The following is a 25,607-nucleotide window of genomic DNA, read 5'->3' as shown; positions in this document are numbered from 1 at the left end:
AAATGTATCCATCTGCTAAGCGATTACATGATTTTCGCACCTCTTTGATTCGTGAAATGACAAGACTTGCAATCAAGCATAAAGCCATCAACATGGCTCAAGGATTGCCTGATTTTCTCCCCCCTCCTGAACTGACTCGGGCTGCGTGCCAGGCAATTGAAGAAGGGCATAACCAATACACAAACACTTGGGGAATTCCAGAACTTCGCCAAGCAATCTCAAGTAATCTCCAAAACTTGTACGATTTATACTATGACCCAGAGGAGCAAATTACCGTTACTTGCGGCGTCTCGGAAGGGATTGTTTTGGCGATGCTTAGCTTAGTTAATCCAGGTGATGAGGTTATTGTTATAGAACCATTTCATGATAATTATCTCCCCGCCATTAATTTCGCACAAGCTAAACCAGTTTTTGTCAGGTTAGAACCGCCCTTTTTCCAACTCGATCCAGAAAGTCTACGAGCTGCCTTTTCACATAAAACCAAGGCGATCATTATCAATACACCTCATAATCCTACTGGACGTGTTTTTACAAGGGAAGAATTAAACTATATAGCCAGTCTTTGCCGAGAATTTAACGTTGTCGCTATTACGGATGAAATTTACGATCGCATTACCTTCGACGAACACCAACACATTCCTCTAGCAACCCTTGATGGAATGTTTGAGCAAACTATAACTATTAGTGGTATGAGTAAAACTTTCTCCGTAACCGGATGGCGGCTTGGCTATGTTTGTGCTCCTTCTAATTTAAGTGCAGCCATTCGGACACTACATGACTTTACAACAATTTGTGCGCCAGCTCCCTTCCAGTACGCTGCAGTAGCTGCATTGGGATTGCCAGAGTCGTTCTTCAAGACTCAAAAAGAAGCATACACTATCCGACGAGATCGGATACTCAAAATTCTCGAAAAATATCAATTTATCATACAGCCACCTCAAGGCGCTTATTACTTAATAACTGATTTTAGCCAATTGGACTTTCATGGAGATGATGAGAAATTTGCCAAATACCTAGTTGAGGAAGTCGGAATAGCCGTTGTACCAGGTTCTAGTTTTTACTCCACACCGGAAGTTGGGCGAAATACAGTCCGCTGGTCCTTCGCAAAAAAAATGGAGACCTTTGATGCAGTCGAACAAAGGTTGCAAACTCTCAAGAAATACTCGTTAAAATGACCAAATAATTAGTAATTGGTCATTTGATTTGTGTGAAGTGCCTGGGCTTCGCGCATAAATCTATTGGCTCAGATTCCCGACTTCTTAAAGTCGGGAATCTTGTTGTTCTTGCTATATTACGTTCAAAAGGTGGTTATTTCTGAACATGAGACGCTTCTTCATCAAATACCACTAAGTCAAACCAAAAAGTTGTGCCAACGCCAACTTCACTCACCAGATGGACTTTACTGTGATGCTTATCTATGATACTCCTGACAATAGATAGCCCTAAACCAGTGCCTTCTAGAGTATGAACTCGGTTTTCTACTCGGAAAAAGCGGTCAAAAATGGCTTCTTGGTCTTCTAGGGCAATGCCTATACCAGTGTCGGAAATTTCTATCCGGACTTTAGGTGCTTGAGTATGAGAGTTGGGCTTTGGTTCGAGTTGATAGGCACGTAGGGCAACTTTCCCACCCGCCTTGGTGAACTTAAGCCCATTACCAACCAAATTAGCCAATACTTGCAGTAACAAATCATAGTGACCAACAACAAGGGGCAAATTCGGGCTAACTTCTTGAATGAGTTCAATGCCTTTGTCCCTAGCATTGAGTTGATAAGTACGCAGTGTCTGCTCGATCGCTTGCGCCAAATCCACCCCGTGTAAGTGATAGCTGCGACCAGATTCCAGCTTTGACAAATCTAAAACATCGTTGACTAAACGGGCTAGTCTATCGGTTTCATGATTGACAGTGACCAAAAACTCCTTTCTTTGTTCAACACCTAAGTCTTCGCCGTAGTCGTGCAAAGTCTCAATGAAGGACTTGATATTAAATAGGGGCGTTCGCAGTTCGTGGGAGACATTACTGATAAATTGACTTTTTGCGTCGTTTAGTTCTACCTCACGGGTGATATCTTGGACAGTGATAGCAATACCTTTGACATTGTCCCTTTGCTGGTCAAGAACTGTTGTTAGGAGAATGCGGATAGTGCGCTTAATAGGTTGGGTGAGCGCTATACGGAATTCAGCACTTTCGCACTCCCCCGCTGCCATTTCATACAAGGGACGAGCGATTTCCATTTGCACTGGTGAAGGCAAATTATGCAAAACGTTTTCGCCTACCACCTCAGCCCCTTCCCAGCCAAAAATTCTCTTTGCCGTGGGGTTGACTAAAATGACCTGCATATGGTTATCAATAAGGACAGCTCCGTCAGCAATAGTAGAAACTAACGTTTCTAGCTTGGCTTTTTCCGCCGTCAGTTCCTCAATATTCTGTTCTTCATAACGCTCTAAGCGCTCTGCCATCTCATTAAAATTGAGAATTAACTCCCCAAGTTCGCCTCCTAGTGGTAAGCCAATTCGCTGCTTGAAATTCCCCGCAGCAATTTCTTTTACCCCCACCAGCAATTCTTTAATTGGCTTGGTAATTGTCAAAGCGTTAATCACCCCTCCCAAAATCACCATGACCCAAATTGAGATAAAAACGGCAATGGTGACATCGCGGGTAAAATTTGTCGAGATTACAGCAGCCGGGTTGGGGTTAATGCCAATTGCCAACACACCTAAGTGTTTACCATCTGCAGTGATTGGAACAAATACATCGGTGACTTCCCCATCTGGCGATCGATGCTGTCGCACCATTGGCTTTTCTGTATCAGCAGCGTAATTATCTGGCAGTTCTATCCGCCGTTCAATGGTCAGGGAAGTTTCCACCTCTGGTTCCCAAAAGGGAATCCCAAAATAGATTTTCCCTGTTTCATCAGCATAAAGCATATAACGCACGCTAGAGGTGCTGCTGTAGAAGCGTTGGGAAAACTGTGCTACCTCGGTGAGATTCTGGTCAGCAATCAGCGGAGCAACGTTAGCTGCAAGCAGCAGCCCGAGGTCACGTCCAAAGCGAGTATCATTCAGACGTGCATCCTGCTGAATTGTATTCACCGCCCAGAAGGTCAAACCACTCATCACCAGAGATACTACCAAAGTGGCGGCTGCTAGAAGTTTGGTCTGGAGAGTAAACTCCGACCACCAATTTACAATTGCTTCTCTGATTGTTTTTAAAAGAGCTAGCATCTTAAAAAGTTATTATGGTGCTGACAATGAGGGTAAGAGGAAAATGTATACTTTACCTATATCTAATATCTATCAGGGGTTGAGTTATTAGAGCGGGGATAGTTCTGTATTCCTCTCAATTAAGGATTGAAACCACCCCAACAACTAAAAATTAACAGCTTCTTTGACAAACAAGTCAGGAGAAGCGGGGAACAAGAGCACACGGGGAGGGGAGGAAAGAACCAAAACCTCCACACCTCCACACCTCTACACCTCCACTCCCCCTCTTACCTGACTCGATAACCAATGTCTCGTCGGTAATACATCCCTTCAAAGTCAATAGATTTGATCCCAGCGTACGCTTGGGCAAACGCTTGGTCAAAATTTTCTCCTACTGCGGTAACATTTAACACGCGACCACCATCTGTGACCAGTTGTTCTTGGCTCAACTTGGTACCAGCGTGAAATACAGTTGTTCCTAGTGCCTCTGCCTGCTCAATACCAGTAATCACCTTGCCTTTCTCGTAAACTTCAGGATAACCACCAGAAGCAGCAACGACTGTAACAGCTGCCCCTTGTTTCCAAGCAATGGGTGGCATTTGAGCCAAACGCTGCTCAACACAAGCCAGAATTAGCTCTTCTAAAGGTGTTTCCAACAGTGGTAACACCACTTGTGTTTCCGGATCGCCAAAGCGACAGTTAAATTCCAAAACTTTAAAGTCACCTTTAGGGGTAATCATCAACCCAGCGTAAAGCACACCTCGGTAGTCAATGCCTTTAGCCCTCAGTGCGGCGATCGCTTTTTCCAAAACTTCTTTTTGAATTTCTGCCATCAACTCTGGCGTAGCAATGGGCGCTGGGGCATAGGCTCCCATACCACCCGTATTTTCTCCCGTATCGCCCTCACCAATCCGCTTATGGTCTTGAGCGCTCAGCAACGGGCGAATTGTTAACCCATCAGTCAACGCTAAAACAGAAACCTCTTGCCCAATCAAACATTCTTCAATAACAACAAATTTCCCAGCACTGCCAAATTGCCCACCAAACATGGCATCAATCGCCGAAAGTGCCTGTTCCACCGTTTCAGCGACGATAACACCTTTACCAGCCGCCAAACCATCGGCTTTGACAACAATAGGTACACCCTGTGCTTTCACATAATATTTGGCTGCTGCTGCCTCCGTAAATACCGCAGCCCGTGCCGTGGGAATTCCTGCTTCCTGCATTAAAGCTTTTGCCCAAGCCTTACTTGCCTCAATCTGCGCGCCTGCTCTGGTTGGACCAAAAACCATCAGACCTTTTGAATTCAGATAGTCTGTTATACCTTTTGCCAATGGTACTTCTGGTCCCACAACTATCAGAGAAATGCCCTGATGCAGGGCAAATTGGCTAATCCCCTCAAAGTCATCTACTGTTAAAGACAGGTTTTGGCAGCGTTCTAGACTTGCTGTACCTCCATTCCCCGGCGCACAGAAAACTTGCTCAATTTGCTTTGATTGCAACAGTTTCCAAGCTAGGGCGTGTTCGCGCCCTCCATTGCCTACAACTAAAACTTTCACTGATATCCTCTTGGCTTTCTTGCAAGCGAGAATGCCTCATGGCTACTCGCCGTACAATTTTTCACCAATTCTGATGATTGTGCAAGTCCCTTACACCCATATACCCCTTTCTTCCCCCTGACACCCCTAATTGTTGACTCTTGAGAATGCAAGTATTCTTTGCAAAATTCATACAGCACTTTGCATTTAAATGGAGTACACCCCTCTCTAACCCTCCCCTTCGCAAGGGGAGGGTGCGCGACAGGGCGGGTGGGGTATCTCTGTACTTCACAAAAAGTGCAATCTGCTGTAAAGGATATTTAATTTAAAACCACAGATGCACACAGATGGACACAGATGAATTATCTGTGTCCATCTGTGTAGCCTACGGCACGGCTTACGCCTACATCTGTGGTTTCATTTTCCTTCTTTATTGACAAACTCTAGTTATTGGCTAACTAGTAGAGCCACGGGGAAGTGTTTTAGGGCTTCACCAATGTGCAAAGTGTCATGAGCATGAACTATTTGCTCAGTCATCGCATTTTTCCATGTTGAAGGCGCTTGTGTGAGTAAGTTCAGGCAAGTGTCATTCCAAATTTCTTGTCCTAGGGGATGTTGTCCTGGCTGAATTAAGCTGGTGAAGAAGCGGGGAGCAATAGTAACAATCGTTTTATTCTCATTGCTTCTTGCAAAAGCAACAATATGTTCTTTAAACTTGCCAGTCACCTCTAAAGGCAAGTAGTTGCCTTCGCGGAAAATTTCTAAATTCTCTGTTCTTGCTTTTAAAGCTTGAACAATTAAAAACAGCTTGATTCTGGCATCTTCTTTGGTTGCTAGTAATTCATCTATCAGCTTGAGAATATCTGTCTTGGCTTGCTCCTTAATTGTTTTGAGATAGGACTGCCGAGTTTCAAAGTCAACCGGACGCCGATTATCGGGATCAACTAGACTGAAATCCCATAGTTCAGTTCCTTGGTAAAAGTCTGGAATTCCAGGAGAGGTAATTTTCAGCAAAGCTTGAGAGAGAGAGTTGAAAATACCGTAGTAAGCAACCCTTTGTTGAAAAGGAATAAATTCTTTGAGGAAAGGATTGTTCTCTGAAAGTTCTAAAACTACTTTGACAAAATCAACGAAGGCATCTTCATAAGTGCTATTTTGTCGTAGCCAAGCCGTGTAAACTTTTGCTTCTCTGATGGCTTTGAGCACATACTCTTTCACGCGCTCAACACAGTCAGCATACTCATGTTCAAAAAATGGAAAAGCCCCTACAAGCGTCTGGTAAAAAAGATATTCATCATTCCTGTCTGGCATGGTAAAACGCTTGACGGTCTTTTTCTTAGAATGATTGATTTCGCTCCAAATACGGACTTGTTTTTGCCATTCCTCAGGAATTTCTGAGAGGACATTTAGCCTTGCTCTGATATCTTCACCTCGCTTGGTATCATGAGTTGAGGTAGCACTCATTGCATGGGGCCAACTAGTTTGCCGTTTTTGATTGAATTCATTGAACTCTGAAACACTAATGCCAAATCGACCAGGTTCGCCTCCAACTTCGTTTAAGGCAATGAAGCGGTTATAAACGTATAAAGCAGTATCTTCAACCCCTTTCGCCATCAATGGTCCGGTGTACTGTTGCACTCTCATGACAAAGTAGAGCCACTGGTCTTTCTCTACTTGAGTGAGAAAATCATCGTATTCCAGCAACATTAATTTTTCAATAAAGTTCAATTCATTGTTCAATAGTGGCGTGTGAGTCTTGGCTGCTTCAATGACTTCTTGAACATAGGAGCGGTCAGTTTCAGATATACCCTCTTGATTGATATAAGTTCGGTAAACAGGAAAGCGGGTGAGAACTTCTGCCAATGCTCGCTTCAAACCGTTTATTGTAAAATCACTACCATACCGATAATTACCTGCTATTGTCTTTAACAGGAAAGCCAAGTTATCAATATCGCCAGCTAAATTTCTATCTATAATTAGGTGCTTTTTCTCAGGGATGAGTTGCTCGTAAGGCATTCTCATTCCTGTAAAATCAGAGTAAATTTGAGTAAATTTATCTTCGTTTTCAGTTTGACAAAAAATTCCATTGAGATAATTTAAGTAATCATAGCCAGAGGTTCCTTGCATTGACCAGTTACTTGGTAATTCTTCTCCTGGCTGCAAAATCTTTTCAACAGTGATGTATGTATCTCCTGTTTTTTCTCTCAGTCTCTCTAAATATTGCGCTGGGTCATACAGCCCATCAATATGGTCAATTCGCAAGCCAGTAAACTTACCTTCGCTGACTAGCTTGCAAATCAAATCGTGAGTATTTTTAAATACCTTGAAATCTTCTACCTTGACTGATATCAATTCGTTAACCGTGAAAAATCTTCTATAATTCATCTCTTCAGCCCCAACTTTCCAGTAACAGAGGCGGAAGAACTGCTCGGAAAGTAAACTCTCTAAAAGATTAAAACTTTCTGGCTTTCCTGGCTCACCATTAAAAAGTTGCAGATTTTCATCAATAAATGTTCTTACATCATCATTATCTGTATAAAGTTCCCAAAGAAGTCCTTTAACAAAAGCCGCTTGGTCTTGCCTTTGTTGAGCCGTTCCCTCTGAAGGAATATTTTTAACCATGTAAAGGATACCAAGCAACCTAACAAAAGTTGGATGCTTTCTCCCTAAACTTTTGGCTAATTTTCCTAAGTTTTGAGTTAAAAACTTAGCATACGATTCTAGTTTGAGAGGTAACTTTAAACTGTAATAGTTAACATTCAGCCCGCTCTCCTCATACTTCAATTGAATTTCCCCGTTTTCTAAGCTAGTTGCAAAGAAATTGCCTAGTAATGGAGCCAAAATAGGTTCATTGCTACTAGCAAAAGCAGAATTCCAGCCAATATCAAAATAATCAATATAGGTTGAATCAGGACCATTTTCCAGGATATTCATTAGATACTGATTTTGGCTATCATAAGCCATATGGTTAGGAACAATATCCTGCACCCAACCCATATTTTGCTGCTGGAACTCCTGGACTAAGGCTTCAAAAGCTTCTTGAGTTCCTAATTCTGGATTTAGTTGAGTAGGGTCAACGACATCATATCCATGGGTACTTCCTGCTCTTGCTTTGAAGATGGGAGAAGCATACAGGTCAGAAATTCCCAAATCCGCTATATAGTTTGTAATTGCTCTGGCTGAGTCAAAACCAAATGCAGAATTGAACTGAATTCGATAAGTTGCTGTTGGAATTCGCATTTTATTTACCAATTATCAATTATCGATTATCAGAGAATAGTGATCACTATTCGCTGATAGGCTGTTCATAAATTACTGTCCACTGCTTTCGTAAAGTGCGAAACTTTGAGAGCGCAGCGTTAGTTCTTGCCCTGAAGTAAGTGTTTCTGGCAAAAGAGAGCCAGAACCTAGCCACTTTTTATCAGCAGAATCTAAAATCTTGTGACCATCGCTCACTGGAAAGACAGGACCGAAATTGACATCACTTTGGTTGAAATTCATTAGGCAAAGTATCTGGTTCCCTTCACTCCACCTGCGCCAAAAGACAATCTTGTTAGCTTCGTCGCTAGCAACTTCTAAACTTTGGCGTTCGCGCTTCATTAAAGCTGGAATTGTGTTTCGCAATTGGATGAGGTGTTGATACAACGACCAGAGAACTTGGTGTTTCCCTTCTTTGCGTTTTTCCCAATTTAACTTGCACCTGAGAAACGTTTCAGAAGATTCTGGATCGGGCGGTTCTCCTTGAGCGTGAAAGGCAGCAAACTCTTGTTTTCGTCCTTGTCTGACTGCTCTAATTAAGTCGGGATCGCTGTGACTGACAAAGTAAATAAAAGGTGCTTCTTCAGCATACTCTTCACCCATAAATAACAGGGGAATGTAAGGGGAGAGTAACAGAGCGCCTGCGGCTAGCTTTAGGGCTTCAAAGGATACAAGATGCGATATCCGCTCACCCAACATTCTATTGCCAACTTGGTCATGATTTTGAATGCAGACAACAAACTGATCCCAGGGGCGATCGCTTGTCGAATTGCCATGAAAGCGTTGGCGATGAGGTGAATACTTCCAGTCATACACAAATGTATCTTGGTAAGCTTTTGCCAGGTGTTCGCACTTGCCAAAATCCCCGTAATACCCGGTCTGTTCCCCTGTGAGCAAGGAATGCAGGGCATGGTGGAAGTCATCGCTCCACTGAGCGTCTATTCCGTATCCCCCTGACTTCACAGGACGAATGACTCGGGGATCATTTAAGTCACTCTCTGCAATCAGATAAAGTTTTCGCCCTTGTTGCTCCCCAAGAGTTGCAACATTTTCTGCCAGTTCTTCTAAAAAGTGTTTAGCACCTAAATCATAGATAGCGTGAACCGCATCTAAGCGTAGTGCATCAATGTGATAGTCCCGCAGCCAATACAGAGCATTTTGAATAAAAAAGTTACGCACATTATGACTGTGGGCATCATCAAAATTCATGGCACTGCCCCAAGGAGTGCGATAAGTCTCTGTAAAATAGGGACCAAAGTGGCTCATGTAATTGCCTTCCGGACCAAAGTGGTTATAAACCACATCCATAACCACAGCAATTCCATGTTGATGACAAGCATCAACCAGTCGCTTCAACCCTTGAGGACCACCATAGGAGTTTTGCACTGCAAAGGGATAAACGCCATCGTAACCCCAGTTGCGATCGCCAGGAAATTGAGCCACTGGCATGATTTCAATTGCGTTTACCCCTAGCTCTTGTAAATCCTTGAGTCGGGGAATCATTGCTTCAAAAGTGCCTTCTGGGGTAAAAGTCCCAACGTGTAGCTCGTAAATGATCATGCTTTCTAAAGGAATGCTAGACCAATTGCTGTCATTCCAGGTGAAGCTGTGATCAATTACCTGCGAAGCACCATGTACATCCAAAGCCTGGAAATGAGAGGCGGGATCAGGTCTGGATTCACCATTATTTAATTGGTAGAAGTAGAGCGTTTCTGCTTGAATGTCATCAGCGCTAAGGTGCCAGTAGCCTCCTTCCTGCTGCTGCATAGGGAGTATGCGCTCCTGTGGCGAGACTATTTTTACTGCCACTGCTTCTGCATTCGGTGCCCAAACCCTAAATTCACAACGACCATCGCCTAAATAATGAGCGCCAATTCTCATACTAAATCCTGAGTGCTGAGTGAGGGAGATGAGGGAGATGAGAGAGTGGAGGGAGTTGAGGGAGTTAAGGGAGTTGAGGTAATTAATTTGTCTTCCCTTGCTTCCCCTACTTTCCCTACTTCCACTGCTACTTAACCAAGACGGCGTAGTACTACCATTGAGCGTGCTACAACTGGCACAGCTTGAGTGCCCGTATAACTTGTGTCCTCTTGTACGAAGCGAGGTTCTTTAGTGTCAATGACAACACACCACTCCCTATGCTGCATTCCCTCTGGTAGGGAAAACTCTATCGTGTCATAGTGAGCGTTAAAGAACAGGAGAAAACTATCATCGCTGATGCGTTCGCCCTTGGAACCAACGCTAGGAAGTTGGCTTCCATCTAAGAACATCGCAACGGACTTAGCATAACCAACGTCCCACTGTTCCTGAGTCATTTCAGTGCCATCAGGGTTGAACCAAGCGATGTCACTAATGCTCTTTCCGTAAATGGGTCTGCCTTGAAACCACTTGCGCCGCCGAAAGACTGGATGCTGTTTGCGGAAGTAGACTAGCTCGCGGCTAAAATTCACTAGGTCTTCATTTGACTTTTCCAACTCCCAATTTAACCAGGAGATTTCATTGTCTTGGCAGTAGGCATTATTGTTGCCTTTTTGAGTCCGCCCAAGTTCATCTCCTCCCACCAACATCGGGATGCCTTGGGACAGAATGAGAGTTGCTAAGAAGTTGCGCCGCTGTCGGTTCCGCAATTCCAGCACTTGGGCGTCGTCTGTTTCACCTTCAGCCCCACAATTCCAAGAGCGGTTGTGGCTTTCCCCATCCCGGCTGTCTTCCCCGTTAGCTTCGTTGTGTTTATCGTTGTAGCTGACAAGGTCGTTCAGGGTGAAGCCATCGTGTGCCGTGATGAAGTTAACACTTGCATTAGGTCGCCTTCCATTCAGAGCATACAAGTCAGGGCTACCAGTCAAACAGTAAGCAAATTGCCCCAAACTTTCATCAATACCACGCCAGAAGTCTCGCACGGTATCGCGATACCTACCATTCCACTCAGACCAGAGAACTGGGAATTGACCCACTTGATAACCACCAGTTCCTAGATCCCAAGGTTCGGCAATCAGCTTCACACCAGCCAGTACTGGGTCTTGGTGAATAATATCAAAGAAAGCTGCCAGACTATTTACCTCATATAGTTCTCGCGCTAAAGCTGAGGCTAAATCAAAGCGGAAACCATCTACGTGCATCTCCAAGACCCAATACCGCAGGCTATCCATAATTAACTTTAGGACTTGCGGTTGGCGCACGTATAGAGAATTCCCGCAACCTGTATAGTCCATGTAGTAACGTTGGTCGTTCTCTACTAGACGGTAGTAAATGGCATTGTCGATGCCTCGCAACGTCAGTGTCGGACCTAAATGATTGCCTTCTCCCGTGTGGTTGTAAACCACATCCAAAATCACCTCAATTCCGGCACGATGCAGCGCCTTGACCATCTCCTTAAACTCATTGACTTGCTCTCCCAAAGTTCCGCTGGAACTGTAGCCAGAGTAGGGAGCAAAATAGTTGACGGAGTCATAGCCCCAATAATTCTTTAACCCCTTGCCAACAAGATGTCCTGGATGGGACAGAAAGTGATGCACGGGCATGAGCTCAACTGCTGTGATCCCAAGCCTTTGGAGATGCTCAATTGCCGCTGAATGCCCCAACCCAGCATAAGTACCGCGCATTTCTTCCGGGATATCTGGATGCAGCTTGGTAAAGCCTTTGACATGGGTTTCATAAATCACGGTTTCATGCCACGGAGTTCGCAGCAGTTCGTCCCCCTCCCAATCAAAAGACTGATCCACCACAACAGACTTTGGCATCAGATGGACGCTATCTAGCTCCGAGAAAGATAAATCTTCTTCTGGAGAGTCCCAAGAGTAGCCAAAAAGTTCTGGACCATTGCCAATGTCGCCATCAATTGCCTTTGTGTATGGGTCAATTAGCAGTTTGTTGGGGTTGAAGCGATGCCCCTCGCTAGGTGCGTAGGGACCATGTACTCTATACCCATACCGTTGCCCTGGTCCCACTCCTGGCAAATATCCGTGCCAAACGAAGTTGCTCACTTCAGTCAAAGTCAGGCGTGTTTCATTATCTTCTTTATCAAATAAACATAGCTCGACACCTGTGGCGTTTTCCGAAAACAAAGCGAAGTTTGTACCTTTACCATCCCAGGTTGCCCCTAAGGGATAAACGTTACCCGGCCAGAGCGCTACGAACATAATAGATGAATCTCGAATAATACTTTAGTTGTACAAAAAACTTTGAAGCGTGACTTCTGCTAATTATTTGCTACAAATGGTTCTTTTTTAGCCTACCTCTAGAAGGATGTTAAGAGATGAAATAGGTAGAAATCTCCAATCTTTAGATATACGTCTTTAGGAATAGCTTTGTTGTAGCATCTTATTATAACTCAAGACGGTGATTGTTAAGTTGCTCCAACTTGAGAGTGTAGTAAATTTCTAGTGAAGGAAGCAGAAATAGACCTTAGGGAGCAATACAGTTCAGATAAGACCAAAACCATGATCAGGATGGGAATGTAGAGACGTTGCCCTTCGGGTATCTCCTCCCCAAAGGCTACGCCAACGCCAGTCGCCTGCGGAGGACTCAGTACTGCAGGAGGGTTTCCCTCCGCAGGTATCTGGCGTTGGAAACCCTCCTGGTAACTTCTCTGCGTAGCGCTGGACTCACATGCAACGTCTCTACATATGTGGAATCTATGGCACATTCGTGCCACGCTTCGCTATCATCAACAATCCTTAACTGAACCATATTGCCTTAGGAGCGCCTCAGAACGCTGATAAAATGAGAGCAAGACTTTTACCAGTCCTGCTTTTTTTATCAATTCAGCGCAAAGACATCTGCTAGTACGCCAGCATCTTCTACCAGCCTCTTGTTTGCTGGAGAATCATAAACTGTTAGTAGTGAAGGTATCCCAGCTATATTTTGAAACAGGGTGATTCCCTCAGTGTGGTCGTCCTTGTTTCCATATGGGATATCAAGTACAAGTTCTGGGTGATTGAGGACATTTTCTTGCAAATTAACGCCATTTTTCAAGCGATAAACTTGCACCGGACCATCTAAATCCATTGTCGGTCCTGCTAACATCAACAAGTCTTCACCATCTAAACACAAATCTCGAATACCCAAACCATTTAAGAAGATAAAATGCTTTTTGTATCGCTTCCCCTCCTCTCCAATTTTCCCCAGTCCTAGCAATCCTGGATTAGAATCTTCTAACTCTATTTCCAGCATCACAGTCCAACCTCGCAACACAGGTCCGCGTAAACCTAGAAAAATTTTGTGTTGATAAACGGCTATTCCTTCCATGTCAAAGCCATTATCTTTACCTGGAATTGCAGCTTTAACAAAAAAGCCTAAATGTGGATCATCTGCCAAAGCTTCCATAAGCAAGTTTCCCTGTTGCGTTACCTCAAGTTTGGCAGCACTCAATTCTATATTAGGATTGTTTGGATGTGGGCAGGATGGAAATAATTCCCCATCAACTAGGGGAATACGCCCTATGATATAACGATTTGGCTCTGATGCAATTTTTGCCAGTCTTTTAATATTTTTCTCGTCAGAATGTTTGGGTTTAGGTCTTTTACGTTTGTAGCTGTGGGAACCCATTAACCACAGGTAATAATCAGTGTATGCCAACCCTTCAATATCAATTTCTTGTTCTTCTGGTGCTGGTAAACTTATAAATTCTGCTACGTGAAATTGTTTATGTTGTGCAAAATTTTTGGCATCTAAAAAAGATAGACGTTCAATAGTTGAGGTCTCATCTGACCCTAACCACAAATGTTTCTCGGGGGTTAGCATCACTGCTGAAAGGTCTTTACGATGTTCTTTAAAGCTATCAGCAAAAGTAAGTAAAACTTGATTGATGAGAGATGAATTATGCATTGTAAATAACACCTTTGAAGATTATATAGCGAGCCTAAAGGAGTTGTGAACTTACTCGTTGAGGCAGGGAACAGCAAAGAGGGATGTACAGGTATACTTCGTTTTTTCACAAATCAAATAGGACTGCTATATTATTTTAATGTTATTAATTTAACTTAAGTGACCGTATTTACCACGGCAATCGAGTTGATGCTACTGAGAGGTTATAATCTACCATTTTAAATAGTAAAAGATGTATCTTTAAACAGAATATAGTTCTTAACAATTAAATAAAATAAAAAATAATACTATAGATGATTTTTTTAACTAATGCTACCATTCAATAACTCAATTCAATTAAGTACTGCTATCTAAGGTGTGTATCAATTAGTATGACATCAACGATCAAACCCAAAGTCAAAACTCTCGGAAATTACGCTTACTCTGCGATTGAAAAACACTTTAAGAAAACCTTAAAGTGGGAAACATCTGTGAAGAAAGATAAAGACCCAGAAGCACTGCATCAAATGCGAGTGGGAATGCGTCGCCTACGCACAGCTATAACTAGGTTTTCCCCAGCTGTAGATGTGCCCAAGCCTGCTAATGATAAAAATATCGGTAAAATTGCGCGTCGTCTTGGTCATCTCCGAGATTTAGATGTGCTGAAAGAAACTTTAGAAAAGCTCAATGAATCACATTTACCTCGCAAAGAACAGGAATCTGTACAAACAGCTTTGGATGCTTTGGGTAAACAACGTGAAGAAGCACTGATAGATGTAAAGTCAACATTTAAAGATGAACGTTACAAGTCTCTCAAACAGACATTAAAAGAGTGGTTGGAGGAACCAACCTATCTACCACTAGCATCTTTGCCAATTCAACAAGTGCTACCAGATTTACTTTTACCTGAGGTTAGTGAATTTTTGATGCATCCGGCTTGGCTTATTGGAACCCAAGTAGAGGGAGCAGAGATTGTTATTTCTAGTAACTGCAAAGCACACAAGGTAGAGCAAGAATTAGCAACCAATGGAGACATTCTTCATAGTTTACGAAAACAAGCTAAACGCTTGCGTTACCAGATGGAGTTATTTACTGATTTATACGGCGAGTCTTATACGGCTTGTCTTGCAGAAGTCAAAAGTATCCAAGAAATTTTGGGAGCAATACAAGATAGCGTAGTTTTAGCCCAGTGGCTTGAAAATGTCTTCAAATCAGAAATCAACTCAGAGTTTCCTAGCCTTGCAACTTTGTTAACTCAAAATCGTTACAAATTATGGCAGGATTGGCAACCCTTACAGCAGCAGTATTTGAAAGCTGAGACAAGACATGAATTTCATTTAACAATACTGCACCCAGTGTGACGCTTTGACTAATAAGCTAACAAGCGGATGGGAACCCAGGCACGACAACACATAAACGCTACTTTGGCATGAAAAACAGTCAGAGGGAAATTGAAGAATCAGGTCAACTGAATGCTGAAGTGTGAAGTCTCACAAACTTCAGCCTTCAGTTGGCAATTAACTAGTTAAACCTTGGACTATTGCATTTGCCATTGTCTCTGAATTATATAAATGTATATCTTTTTGTGAATCGATAAAACAACCTTCTATAAGAATCGCAGGCATCTCTGTATTTTTGAGTACAAATAGGTGTGTACCACTCTTAACGCCGCGATTGAAAAACCCTAGTTTTAGGATTTCATTTAAGACAGAGTTAGCAATTTTTCTTCCGGCTTCGCTAATTGCAAAGACTTCTGTCCCATTTGCCTGACCATTGAAGCAATTGAAATGGATAGAGACAAAAACATCAACATGAGCAGCATTTGCTGTTTCACATCTTTTCGCAAGAGCTTCTCTCACTGTATCAGCCTTTGTTGGTTTGCATGGGACGACTTCATGTCCTAATTTCTTTAATTTAGCTATAACTCTATTGCCTACATCTAAATTTAAATCATCCTCAATTTGTATCCCTTTAGCTCCAGTGTCGGGAGGACAATTATGACCAATATCAATTCCAAATTTCATTTGATGCACCTCAAATAATTTTGATACTTATTTCTAACAACTTATAGTTATAAATGTCAATTTTAGTTAATTATTTTTTCAGCTTTTGTTAAGGTAAGAGTTTTTGGATATTGCCAATACCCAGCCTTGACAGACAGGTTTAGTGGGTAAGTCCTCATTCAATGTTTGGAGAAGTGTTCTATTTTCGGGTAATCGCTCATTTTTAAGGAAAAACTAGGAAAGATCTACCTAATTTCATAGATCAGTGTAAAACACTCTCGTTTGAGAAGTTACGGTTCGATGTGCGAAAACTAGTTACATTATGAGAAAATTAAAAAGTGCGGCGCTTTCATCTCATCCCCACCCCCTGCCAGGAAGTCAAGAGTGTCACAATAAGAGATGTAAAACGTTAAGCAAGCTGCACTCTCAAAGCATGAAACGCATTGTCCTGGTCGCCGGGTTTGAATCGTTTAACGCAGAATTATACAGGAAAGCAGCTTTTTTGGCGACGTCTCGTGTCGCTGAGTTGGATATTCGCGTGTTTAGCGATCGCGACATCACCACCAAACGTGCTGAAGTAGAAGCAGCACTGAAAGATGCTGATGTGTTTTTTGGCAGCTTGCTGTTTGATTATGATCAAGTGTTGTGGTTGCGCGATCGCTTACAGCGCACCGAAGGTGATCGCATCTCGCACATCCCCATCCGCCTCGTGTTCGAGTCAGCATTAGAATTGCTGAGTTTAACCAAGCTGGGCGCTTTTGCCATTGGCGATAAACCCAAAGGGATGCCCAAACCAGTTAAATTCATCTTGGACAAATTCAGCAACGGACGAGAGGAAGATAAACTTGCTGGTTATATTAGCTTTTTAAAGATAGGACCAAAGTTATTGAAATATGTGCCAGTGCAAAAAGTGCAAGACTTACGCAACTGGCTAATTATATATGGTTACTGGAATGCCGGCGGACCAGAAAACGTTGCCGCATTATTCTGGACACTGGCAGAAAAATACTTAGGTTTAAAAGTTGGCGAGATTCCCCCGCCAGTCGAAACCCCCAATATGGGGTTACTACATCCCGACTATCCTGGATATTTTGAATCACCACGGGCATATCTAGAATGGTATCTTGTGGAGCAGGCATCTCGCCTGCATTCGCAAAGCGAGGCGATGCATTCACAAGGCGAGGCGATGCATTCACAAAGCGAGGCGATGCATTCACAAAGCAAGGCGATGCATTCACAAAGCAAGGCGATGCATTCGCACAGTAGTACCCAGCATACAAAACCCGTTGTAGGAATTCTCCTCTACCGCAAGCACGTTATTACCAAACAACCTTACATACCCCAACTCATCCGCCATTTTGAAGAAGCGGGTTTGATACCATTACCCATCTTCATTAACGGTGTAGAAGGTCATGTGGCGGTGCGTGATTGGATGACAACCAACTACGAAACCCAGCAACGACAACTAGGAAATGTAGAAATTGCTTCCCTTTCTCCGGAAGCAGTCAAAATTGATGCCATTGTCTCAACCATCGGCTTTCCCTTGGTGGGTGGTCCTGCGGGTTCAATGGAAGCAGGGCGACAAGTGGAAGTGGCAAAACGCATCCTCAATGCTAAAAATGTACCGTACATTGTCGCCGCACCACTACTTATTCAAGATATTTCCTCTTGGACTCGCCAAGGTATCGGTGGATTGCAAAGTGTGGTTTTATACGCTTTACCTGAGTTAGATGGGGCAATTGATACCGTTCCCTTAGGTGGTTTGGTGGGAGAAAAGATTTATCTGGTTCCCGAACGAGTACAGCGATTAATTGGTAGGGTAAAAAGCTGGATTAACATCAAACAAAAACCAGCATCCGAACGAAAGATTGCAGTTATTCTCTATGGGTTCCCGCCAGGTTACGGTGCTGTGGGAACAGCTGCATTGTTAAATGTACCGCGAAGTCTTCTCAAATTTCTCCATGCGCTTAAAGAGCAAGGTTACACCGTTGGCGATTTGCCGGAAGATGGGGAAGAGTTGATTTGTAAAGTGAAAGAGGCGGATGAGGAGATAGGAACCGCAGATGAACGCAGATGGACGCAGATAGATATCAGCGTGCATCCGCGTTTATCTGCGGTTAATACTCTTAATGTCCGTACTCTGGAAAAATGGTTGGGATATCTGGGCACATCCCGTATTGAGAAACAATGGAAATCTTTGACGGGTACTGGAATTAAGACTTATGGGGATGAGTTTCAGATTGGTGGTGTTCAGTTAGGAAATGTTTGGATAGGCGTGCAACCACCTTTGGGCATACAAGGTGACCCGATGCGGTTAATGTTTGAACGTGATTTAACGCCGCATCCTCAATACGCTGCTTTCTACAAGTGGTTGCAAAATGAGTTTGAAGCTGATGCTGTGGTTCACTTTGGGATGCATGGCACTGTAGAATGGTTGCCTGGTTCTCCTTTGGGAAATACGGGTTATTCTTGGTCTGATATTTTGTTGGGAGATTTGCCGAATCTATATATATATGCGGCAAATAATCCTTCGGAATCCATTTTGGCGAAGCGTCGCGGTTATGGGGTGTTAATTTCTCACAATGTACCGCCTTATGGTCGTGCGGGTTTGTATAAGGAATTGGTGGCGCTGCGGGATTTAATTTCGGAGTATCGAGAAGACCCACAGAAGAATTATGCCCTTAAGGAAGCGATTTGTAAAAAAATTGTGGATACGGGTTTGGATGCTGATTGTCCGTTTGAGGATGCTAAACGTTTGGGGATTGGGTTTACGCCGGAGAATGTCCGGATGTTTAGCGATCGCGCTTTTAATGATTATCTCGTGAAGTTGTACGAGTATTTGCAGGTGTTGGAAAATCGGCTGTTTTCTTCTGGGTTGCATATTTTGGGGAATGTGCCGAATGAGGAGGAGATGGAGTCTTACCTTGAGGCTTATTTTGGAAACGACGAACCGCCAAGACGCCAAGAACGCCAAGAGGAGGAGAGGTTAGTTAGAGATTTGTTGATGCAGACGACTGATGAGTTGAGGAATTTGTTGCGGGGTTTGAATGGGGAGTATATTCCGCCTGCGCCTGGTGGGGATTTGTTGCGGGATGGTGCGGGTGTTTTGCCTACGGGGAGAAATATTCATGCTTTAGATCCTTATCGTATGCCTTCGCCTGCGGCGTATGAACGGGGACGGGAAATTGGTCGAAAGATTATCGCCCAGCATTTGGAAGAATATGGGAAGTATCCGGAGACGGTGGCGGTGATGTTGTGGGGTTTGGATGCGATTAAGACTAAGGGTGAGTCTCTTGGTATTTTGTTGGAGTTGGTGGGTGCGGAACCTGTGAAGGAGGGGACGGGGCGAATTGTCCGGTATGAACTTAAGCCGTTGGCTGAGGTGGGACATCCCCGGATTGATGTGTTGGGGAATTTGTCGGGGATTTTCCGCGATAGTTTTGTGAATATTATCGAGTTGTTGGATGATTTGTTTCAACGGGCAGTTGACGCTGATGAACCCGAAGACCAAAATTTTATTAGGAAACACGCTTTGGCTTTGAAGGCGCAAGGGGTGGAAAATGTGGCGGCGAGGTTGTTTTCTAACCCTGCGGGCGATTTTGGTTCGCTGGTTAATGACCGCGTGGTTGATGGTAATTGGGAATCTGGCGATGAGTTGGGGGATACTTGGCAAGGTCGCAATGTGTTTAGCTATGGTAGGCAAGATAAGGGTCAAGCTAGACCAGATGTGCTGAATAAACTTTTACAAACAAGCGATCGCATTGTCCAAGAAATTGACTCGGTGGAATACGGTTTAACTGACATTCAAGAATATTATGCCAATACTGGTGGGTTGAAAAAAGCAGCGGAAAAACAACGCGGTAAAAAAGTGACAACCAGCTTTGTGGAAAGTTTCTCGAAAGATACAACGCCTCGCAATTTAGATGATTTGCTGCGGATGGAATATCGCACAAAGTTGCTGAATCCTAAATGGGCGGATGCAATGGCAAATCAAGGTTCTGGCGGTGCTTTTGAAATTTCGCAACGGATGACGGCGTTGATTGGTTGGGGTGGTACTGCAGATTTTACTGATGATTGGGTATACGACCAAGCCGCTGATACTTATGCCTTGGATGCAGAGATGGCAGAGAAGTTGCGGAAGGCGAATCCGGAAGCTTTTCGTAATATTGTAGCGAGGATGTTGGAAGCGCATGGGCGAGGTTTTTGGCAAGCTGGTGAGGAGAAGTTGCAGAAGTTACGCGAGTTGTATGAGTTGACGGATGAGGAGATTGAAGGTGTGACGGTTTAATCTGTATGATGCGTTATGCTTGCGGTAACGCACCTCTACCAAACCGATATTCTGCACTTCAAGTAAGTGGTTGTGCAAAATTAATTATACATTTCATTTCGCTCGCCATGACATAAATAATTTTGTGTACCCACTTAGTAACAGCAGCGCAGCTAACGGAGACATAAAAATGACCGTAACTATACCCATTCAAGCCATTAAACTCGCTCCCGGTAGCCAAATCGCCATTCATAACCTGTCCTGGGAAGACTTTGAGAGACTTCTCGAAGACTTAGGAGAAAAACGTAAAACCCGCGTCACATACTACCGAGGAACCCTAGAAATAATGTCCCCGTTAGCACTCCACGAGCGTCCCCATCGCATCATTGCTTACATCATCACCACAATTCTGGAAATCCAAGGACGCAACTGGGAAGATTTCGGCTCGACTACTTTTAAACGTCCAGACATTGCTGGGGTTGAGCCAGATACCTGCTTTTATATCCAAAACGCCAGCCAGGTAAAAGGATGTACCCAAATGGACTTAGCTGTATATCCTCCCCCAGATCTGGCGATAGAATCTGATGTTACTTCAAAAACAACCCTCAACGCTTACATAGCCTTGGGCGTTCCGGAAGTGTGGATTTATAGCACCCGTCAGCTAACCATTTACATTCTTGAAGCTAGCGCCTACGTTGAATCTGCTCTCAGTCCCACCTTTCCCGACTTACCGATAACCGAACTTATTCCCCGACTGGTACAAAAAGCCATTGACGACGGAACCAGTCAAATGCTGCGAGAACTGAAAACCTTGCTACGTGAATAATGAGGCTAAGTTTGACCCTCAAGGTGTGCGCTAGAGTTTGATGGCACATCGGATGCAATAATGAATCATGCTACCAGAAATTTAAGCAAGGTTTAAGAAAGATAGAAAACTCTTACACTGCAATTTTTGAAAAAGCCAATGACTAGTATATTGCCTATACTTACGAGTTACCTGGTACGAATCTCCAAGAGAAAACTTGCAGGAAGCTATGGAGCTATTTATAATGTCTAGTCGGGAACTGGCACAATAACAAAACTTTTTCCTGAAATTGACAGATAAGTTTTTGAAGCAATTGTCGGTAAAGCTTCTGAAATATACTGCCAAATCAATCGATAAGTCTACAGCTTATGTTTCCCATTCAATTTATCTTAATCAAAAAACAACAATAAATCAATATGGCACAACATCCCAACGGAGTTTGGATTTGGAATCTGTCAGATATTCGCAGTGACTATCTGGATAAGCTCGTTGAACGCAAAGTAAAGCGAGTTTATCTCAAAGTTTTTGATGGAAACTATCAAGGTCAACCAACTTTTTGGGATTGGCAATGTTCTCCAGAGATTATTCAAGAATTTGAGTCTCGTGATATCGAGGTTTATGGATGGGGATATCACTACGGCACTCCTGATATTGCAAGACAGGTTGTCAAAGTTAGACAAGCTCTGAATTGTGGGCTAGATGGCTACATTGTTGATGTAGAAAAAGAAGTAGAAGACAAGAGTAATCATACAAATGTAGACAAACTTCTTTCTGCTTTGCGTATTATTGTTAATCAAGGAACTTTCGGATATACAAGTTTTGGAAATCCTCGACTCCATCCTAATGTTCCTTGGCAGATTTTAGATAAGTATTGCGATATAGCTTTACCACAAATTTATTTTGAAAAATTCACTTTCAAGCCTACCACTCCAGAAGAAGTCAAAGATTGTCTGGATGCACATAAAAAATTAGGTTTGAAAAAACCAATTCTGCCAATTTGGAGTTCTGAAAGTGATACAGCAAAACCAGCTTCAGCCGCAGAACTTCAAGATTACCTAAATTATTATCCTGGTTCGTCAATTTGGCGTATTCCTAATGAAGGTGAACGTGGTGAAGCTTGGAATTTGATATATTCTGGATTTCAATTACCAACCCTTAAACGCAATCTTCGTCAAGGAAGAACAGGAGAGGATGTCAAGGCTGTTCAAAAAGTGATGAATGCAAGAGGGTACAATGCAGGAACAGTAGACGCAAATTTTGGTTCTCAAACGCAAGCTGCTGTTAGAGCATTCCAGAAAGAAGCAGGTCTTGCTGTTGATGGGGAGGTTGGTAAACTGACTTGGATAGCCCTTGGTGGAAAGTGTCAACTACCCCTGCCTACCCTTCGGGATTGAGGTAGGGGCTTGCAAGAATCAGCTTGCAACGTAACAGATGACTAGCCCATGATGAGCCGTAACCTGATACGTACCTCCGAGCGTTTCCCTAACTCGGAATAACTACAAACTACCTGATTAGTAGTGCTTGCAGAAAGGACATTTTGGTAACGGTGGGCTAAGGGACTTATAACTTTACTCAAGGATTATCTCCGACGCATTGTCCCCGAAAAAATTAGCCAGCCTTTGTCTGGTTGATCTGTGGGGCAAAACGAGTATTCGTTGTAATAAGGCTGGCTAATTTTTTTACGTGTAAGACCCCCGACCATGCGAGTACCAGTATTAGATATAAATGGGAAATCGCTTATGCCAACAAAACCTAGTCGTGCTAGACGTTGGCTCAAAGAAGGTAAAGCAAAAGTTGTACATAATGACTTGAATCTTTTCTGTATTCAGTTGTTAGTAGAATCGTCAGGAACAAAAACACAGCCTATTGCATTAGGCTTAGATCCTGGCAAAAAGTTTACGGGGGTGGGTGTGCAATCAGCGAAGGTTACTTTGTTTATGGCACATTTAATTTTGCCATTCCCAGATATCACAAAAAAGATGTCAGGACGTTTGATTCTGCGACGTGCCAGACGTGGTAGACGGATAAATCGCAAAGCCCCATTCAACAAAAGAGCACACCGTCAAAAACGTTTTGATAACCGTAAACAGAACAAATTGCCTCCCAGTATTCGAGCTAACAAGGAGTTGGAATTACGAGTTACTAAAGAATTGGTAAAACTGTTCCCTGTCACCCAAATCACCTATGAATATGTCAAAGCCAAGGGCAACAAAGGATTTAGCCCAGTAATGGTTGGTCAAAAAGTGATGTTGCAATGGTTGGAAAAATTTGTACCAACTAATGTACAAGAAGGTTGGCAGACTTCGATACTACGACAACAGTTGGGACTAGCCAAAGACAAGAAGAACAAGGACAAACAAACTCCTGAAACTCACGCTCATGATAGTGTGACACTGGCAGCAAGTAATTTCATGAAATTTGAGAAGTTCCACACCGCAAACACGCGCGGGCACCGCTGGGAGGGATTCGTCAAAGTCACGTCTGCGCCATTTCGTGTTATCGCGCGTCCTAACCTATTTCGCCGTCAACTCCATTTTGAGAACCCAGTTAAAGACGTACTGGGTAACAGAAAACGTAAAGGTGGAACAATCACTCCGTTTGGTTTTCGTTCTGGCGATTTAGTTAAAGCTGAAAAAGCAGGAAAAGTTTATATTGGCTGGATAGGTGGTTATACTCAAACAGCCAAAACCAAGAATGTTTCGGTTTATGACCACAATTGGCACAGACTTGGACAATTCAGCCCATCAAAAGTACAGTTACTCCAACGTAGTTCACGATTATGCGTAGCATCCTAAACCATTGGACGACTCCGTTCCTCCGTCGTCCCGCTATCCCTCCCCAGGCTACTCCACTTCGTTCCGTTGAGCCTGGGGACTCTCGCGATTTTGTTGAGGGATAGTAACTTAGCCCCGTTACTAAACGAGAACACTGATTCAGTCAATTTAGGGCAGAAACCTTAACCCGGCTGGGGCTGGTTCAACAATAGCATTTTGTTCCTAATCCTTTGAAATCGGAGAAAATAACTATATGAGGACACACTTTAAGAATCTTAATCAATGACTGTAAGCATTCAGCAGCTACCAACAACTACCTTTGAAAAACTCTTTTGGACTTGGCAGGGTTACAAAATTCAGTACACTGTTATGGGTACTGGACGTCCCCTAGTACTCGTTCATGGTTTTGGTGCTTCCATTGGACATTGGCGGAAAAATATCCCCGTGTTAGCAGCCGCTGGCTATAAGGTCTTTGCTCTTGACCTTTTGGGTTTTGGTGGTTCCGATAAGCCACCGTTAAACTACACGGTGGACGTGTGGGTGGAACTCCTCAAGGATTTTTGCACAGCACACATTCAAGAAAGAGCTGTGTTTGTAGGTAACTCCATCGGCGCACTTCTGGGTTTAATGGTGGTGGCGGAACATCCGGAAATAGCCGCTGGTGGTATTTTGATTAACTGTGCGGGTGGTTTGAGTCATCGACCGCACGAACTCAACCCACCGCTACGCATTGTCATGGGAGCTTTTAACTCTTTGGTGCGATCGCGCGTTACGGGAGCATTCGTCTTCAACCGCGTCCGTCAAAAAGCCCAAATTCGCCGCACCTTATACCAAGTTTACCGCAATCGGGAAGCTGTTTCCGATGAATTGGTAGAGTTACTTTATGCTCCTTCTTGTGACCCAGGCGCGCAACAAGTTTTCGCTTCTATCCTCACAGCACCTCCTGGTCCTTCTCCAACGGAACTTTTACCTAAGGTGGAACGTCCATTGCTGGTGATTTGGGGTGCAGATGACCCTTGGACACCAATCACTGGGGCAAAAATTTACGAACAGGCGCGGGAGAATGGGAAAGACATCAAAATTGTCCCAATTCCTGGTGCTGGACACTGTCCCCATGATGAGGTTCCGGATGTTGTAAATTACCAAATATTGGACTGGCTGGCATCTCGTTAAAAAATAAGGAACTTTCCCCCTGACTTTTTAAGGGGGGAAGGGCGAGATCTCCTTTCAGCACGTCCTCAAACTTCCGGTTCTACTCCCAACGCACGCAGTTGGGCTGCCAATCGTTCTGCCCGTTGACGTTCGTGTTGTGCTAACTCCAAACCCCATAGTAATAGTTCACCACGTTCATCACTCCAACGCAACCAATAGCCCGTTCGATTTTCTCGGTTTCCCTGCCATATGCCTAAAAACAGGTTCATTTCTGTAATCCAGTAACGGTTGTTCTCATCTGGTGTCTGAAGTTGATACTGTCCTGAATTATCTAGCCGATACACTTCTAACACCCCCGTTTCTGGCTCAAAAATAGCGTAGTTGGGAACTTTTAAAACTTGCTCGTAATAGAACCATTTACCAGGTGGATAAGTTGGTTTACTGGAGTACTCTCCACCTTCACTATCTGAAAGAAACTCCATAACGATGACGGGAAAATTGCCTTGGAGTTGTGGAGTATAACTACGCTTGACCTCTTCTCGTGGCACTCTAATAGAAGGCACAAATCCCCAATCGGGAGCTTTCACCACGATTTTGTTATTTAAAGTGGCACAGATGCCGTAATTACTAATGGTTAAAGCATTAGCTGGCAATTTTCCTGCAAGTGCCAAGCTTTCTGTTAAAGCCGCAGCTAATAGTGGCTGATTAATGTTATCCACTGGCTCGTCATCTAAAACAAAATCATCAGGTAACTTTTCCCAACTAATTTTATAGGTGGCTGCACTGGCTAGCATAGTAAGACTG

14 protein-coding genes and 1 pseudogene are annotated in these 25,607 nt (G+C 43.5%); 7 read left to right on the top strand and 8 right to left on the bottom strand.

Annotation, left to right across the window (positions count from 1 at the left end; all coding sequences use genetic code 11):
- The first annotated feature begins 2 nt into the window (after positions 1 to 2).
- The gene (locus MAS10914_RS0121720; RefSeq protein ID WP_017318053.1) at positions 3 to 1,175 is read left to right on the top strand and encodes a pyridoxal phosphate-dependent aminotransferase; all 1,173 of its coding nucleotides are present in this window, start codon (positions 3 to 5) and stop codon (positions 1,173 to 1,175) included.
- A 133-nt stretch (positions 1,176 to 1,308) separates the two neighbouring features.
- On the opposite strand, the gene nblS is transcribed toward MAS10914_RS0121720, so the two are convergent.
- The 6 genes from nblS to MAS10914_RS0121690 all read right to left on the bottom strand — a co-directional run bounded on the left by nblS (position 1,309) and on the right by MAS10914_RS0121690 (position 13,823).
- A complete protein-coding gene (nblS, locus tag MAS10914_RS0121715) occupies positions 1,309 to 3,222 on the bottom strand; it encodes a two-component system sensor histidine kinase NblS (protein WP_017318052.1) in 1,914 nt (637 codons plus the stop codon).
- 266 nt (positions 3,223 to 3,488) lie between these two features.
- Positions 3,489 to 4,760 (bottom strand): phosphoribosylamine--glycine ligase, encoded by a 1,272-nt coding sequence (gene purD / locus MAS10914_RS0121710; protein ID WP_017318051.1) that lies wholly within the window; start codon positions 4,758 to 4,760, stop codon positions 3,489 to 3,491.
- Positions 4,761 to 5,186: 426 nt separating this feature from the next.
- Positions 5,187 to 7,979 (bottom strand): malto-oligosyltrehalose synthase, encoded by a 2,793-nt coding sequence (treY, locus tag MAS10914_RS0121705; protein WP_017318050.1) that lies wholly within the window; start codon positions 7,977 to 7,979, stop codon positions 5,187 to 5,189.
- A 72-nt stretch (positions 7,980 to 8,051) separates the two neighbouring features.
- A complete protein-coding gene (treZ, locus tag MAS10914_RS0121700) occupies positions 8,052 to 9,878 on the bottom strand; it encodes a malto-oligosyltrehalose trehalohydrolase (protein ID WP_017318049.1) in 1,827 nt (608 codons plus the stop codon).
- Between the two features lie 131 nt (positions 9,879 to 10,009).
- Complete coding sequence (glgX, locus tag MAS10914_RS0121695; RefSeq protein ID WP_017318048.1) at positions 10,010 to 12,136, bottom strand: glycogen debranching protein GlgX; 2,127 nt, start codon at positions 12,134 to 12,136, stop codon at positions 10,010 to 10,012.
- 619 nt (positions 12,137 to 12,755) lie between these two features.
- Complete coding sequence (locus MAS10914_RS0121690) at positions 12,756 to 13,823, bottom strand: DUF3616 domain-containing protein (RefSeq protein WP_017318047.1); 1,068 nt, start codon at positions 13,821 to 13,823, stop codon at positions 12,756 to 12,758.
- Positions 13,824 to 14,194: 371 nt separating this feature from the next.
- On the opposite strand from MAS10914_RS0121690, the gene MAS10914_RS0121685 reads away from it, so the two are divergent.
- Positions 14,195 to 15,163 (top strand): CHAD domain-containing protein, encoded by a 969-nt coding sequence (locus tag MAS10914_RS0121685; RefSeq protein ID WP_017318046.1) that lies wholly within the window; start codon positions 14,195 to 14,197, stop codon positions 15,161 to 15,163.
- A gap of 162 nt (positions 15,164 to 15,325) precedes the next feature.
- Here the strand turns inward: MAS10914_RS0121685 and MAS10914_RS0121680 are convergent.
- Positions 15,326 to 15,826: pseudogene (locus MAS10914_RS0121680) on the bottom strand (N-acetylmuramoyl-L-alanine amidase); the annotation flags it as partial.
- Positions 15,827 to 16,238: 412 nt separating this feature from the next.
- Here MAS10914_RS0121680 and bchH point away from each other — a divergent pair.
- The 5 genes from bchH to MAS10914_RS0121655 all read left to right on the top strand — a co-directional run bounded on the left by bchH (position 16,239) and on the right by MAS10914_RS0121655 (position 24,824).
- The gene (gene bchH, locus MAS10914_RS0121675; protein ID WP_017318044.1) at positions 16,239 to 20,093 is read left to right on the top strand and encodes a magnesium chelatase subunit H; all 3,855 of its coding nucleotides are present in this window, start codon (positions 16,239 to 16,241) and stop codon (positions 20,091 to 20,093) included.
- Positions 20,094 to 20,262: 169 nt separating this feature from the next.
- Positions 20,263 to 20,898: a Uma2 family endonuclease gene (locus MAS10914_RS0121670; RefSeq protein ID WP_017318043.1), complete on the top strand. Its 636-nt coding sequence runs from the start codon at positions 20,263 to 20,265 to the stop codon at positions 20,896 to 20,898.
- A gap of 395 nt (positions 20,899 to 21,293) precedes the next feature.
- Entirely contained in the window at positions 21,294 to 22,271 is a 978-nt protein-coding gene (locus tag MAS10914_RS30765; protein ID WP_017318042.1) for a peptidoglycan-binding domain-containing protein, read from the top strand.
- A gap of 306 nt (positions 22,272 to 22,577) precedes the next feature.
- On the top strand, positions 22,578 to 23,672 hold the full coding sequence (locus MAS10914_RS0121660) for an RRXRR domain-containing protein (RefSeq protein ID WP_017318041.1): 1,095 nt from the start codon (positions 22,578 to 22,580) through the stop codon (positions 23,670 to 23,672).
- Between the two features lie 261 nt (positions 23,673 to 23,933).
- Complete coding sequence (locus MAS10914_RS0121655; protein ID WP_017318040.1) at positions 23,934 to 24,824, top strand: alpha/beta fold hydrolase; 891 nt, start codon at positions 23,934 to 23,936, stop codon at positions 24,822 to 24,824.
- A 65-nt stretch (positions 24,825 to 24,889) separates the two neighbouring features.
- On the opposite strand, the gene MAS10914_RS0121650 is transcribed toward MAS10914_RS0121655, so the two are convergent.
- Positions 24,890 to 25,597 carry a Uma2 family endonuclease gene (locus MAS10914_RS0121650; protein WP_017318039.1) on the bottom strand — a complete coding sequence of 236 codons (708 nt, stop codon included), beginning with the start codon at positions 25,595 to 25,597 and terminating at the stop codon, positions 24,890 to 24,892.
- Positions 25,598 to 25,607: the final 10 nt, after the last annotated feature.

The sequence above is a fragment of the Mastigocladopsis repens PCC 10914 genome, assembly GCF_000315565.1.
GTDB lineage: Bacteria > Cyanobacteriota > Cyanobacteriia > Cyanobacteriales > Nostocaceae > Mastigocladopsis > Mastigocladopsis repens.
Note: the sequence above shows the minus strand (reverse complement) of the source record. Positions and strands in the feature narration are given on the sequence as shown.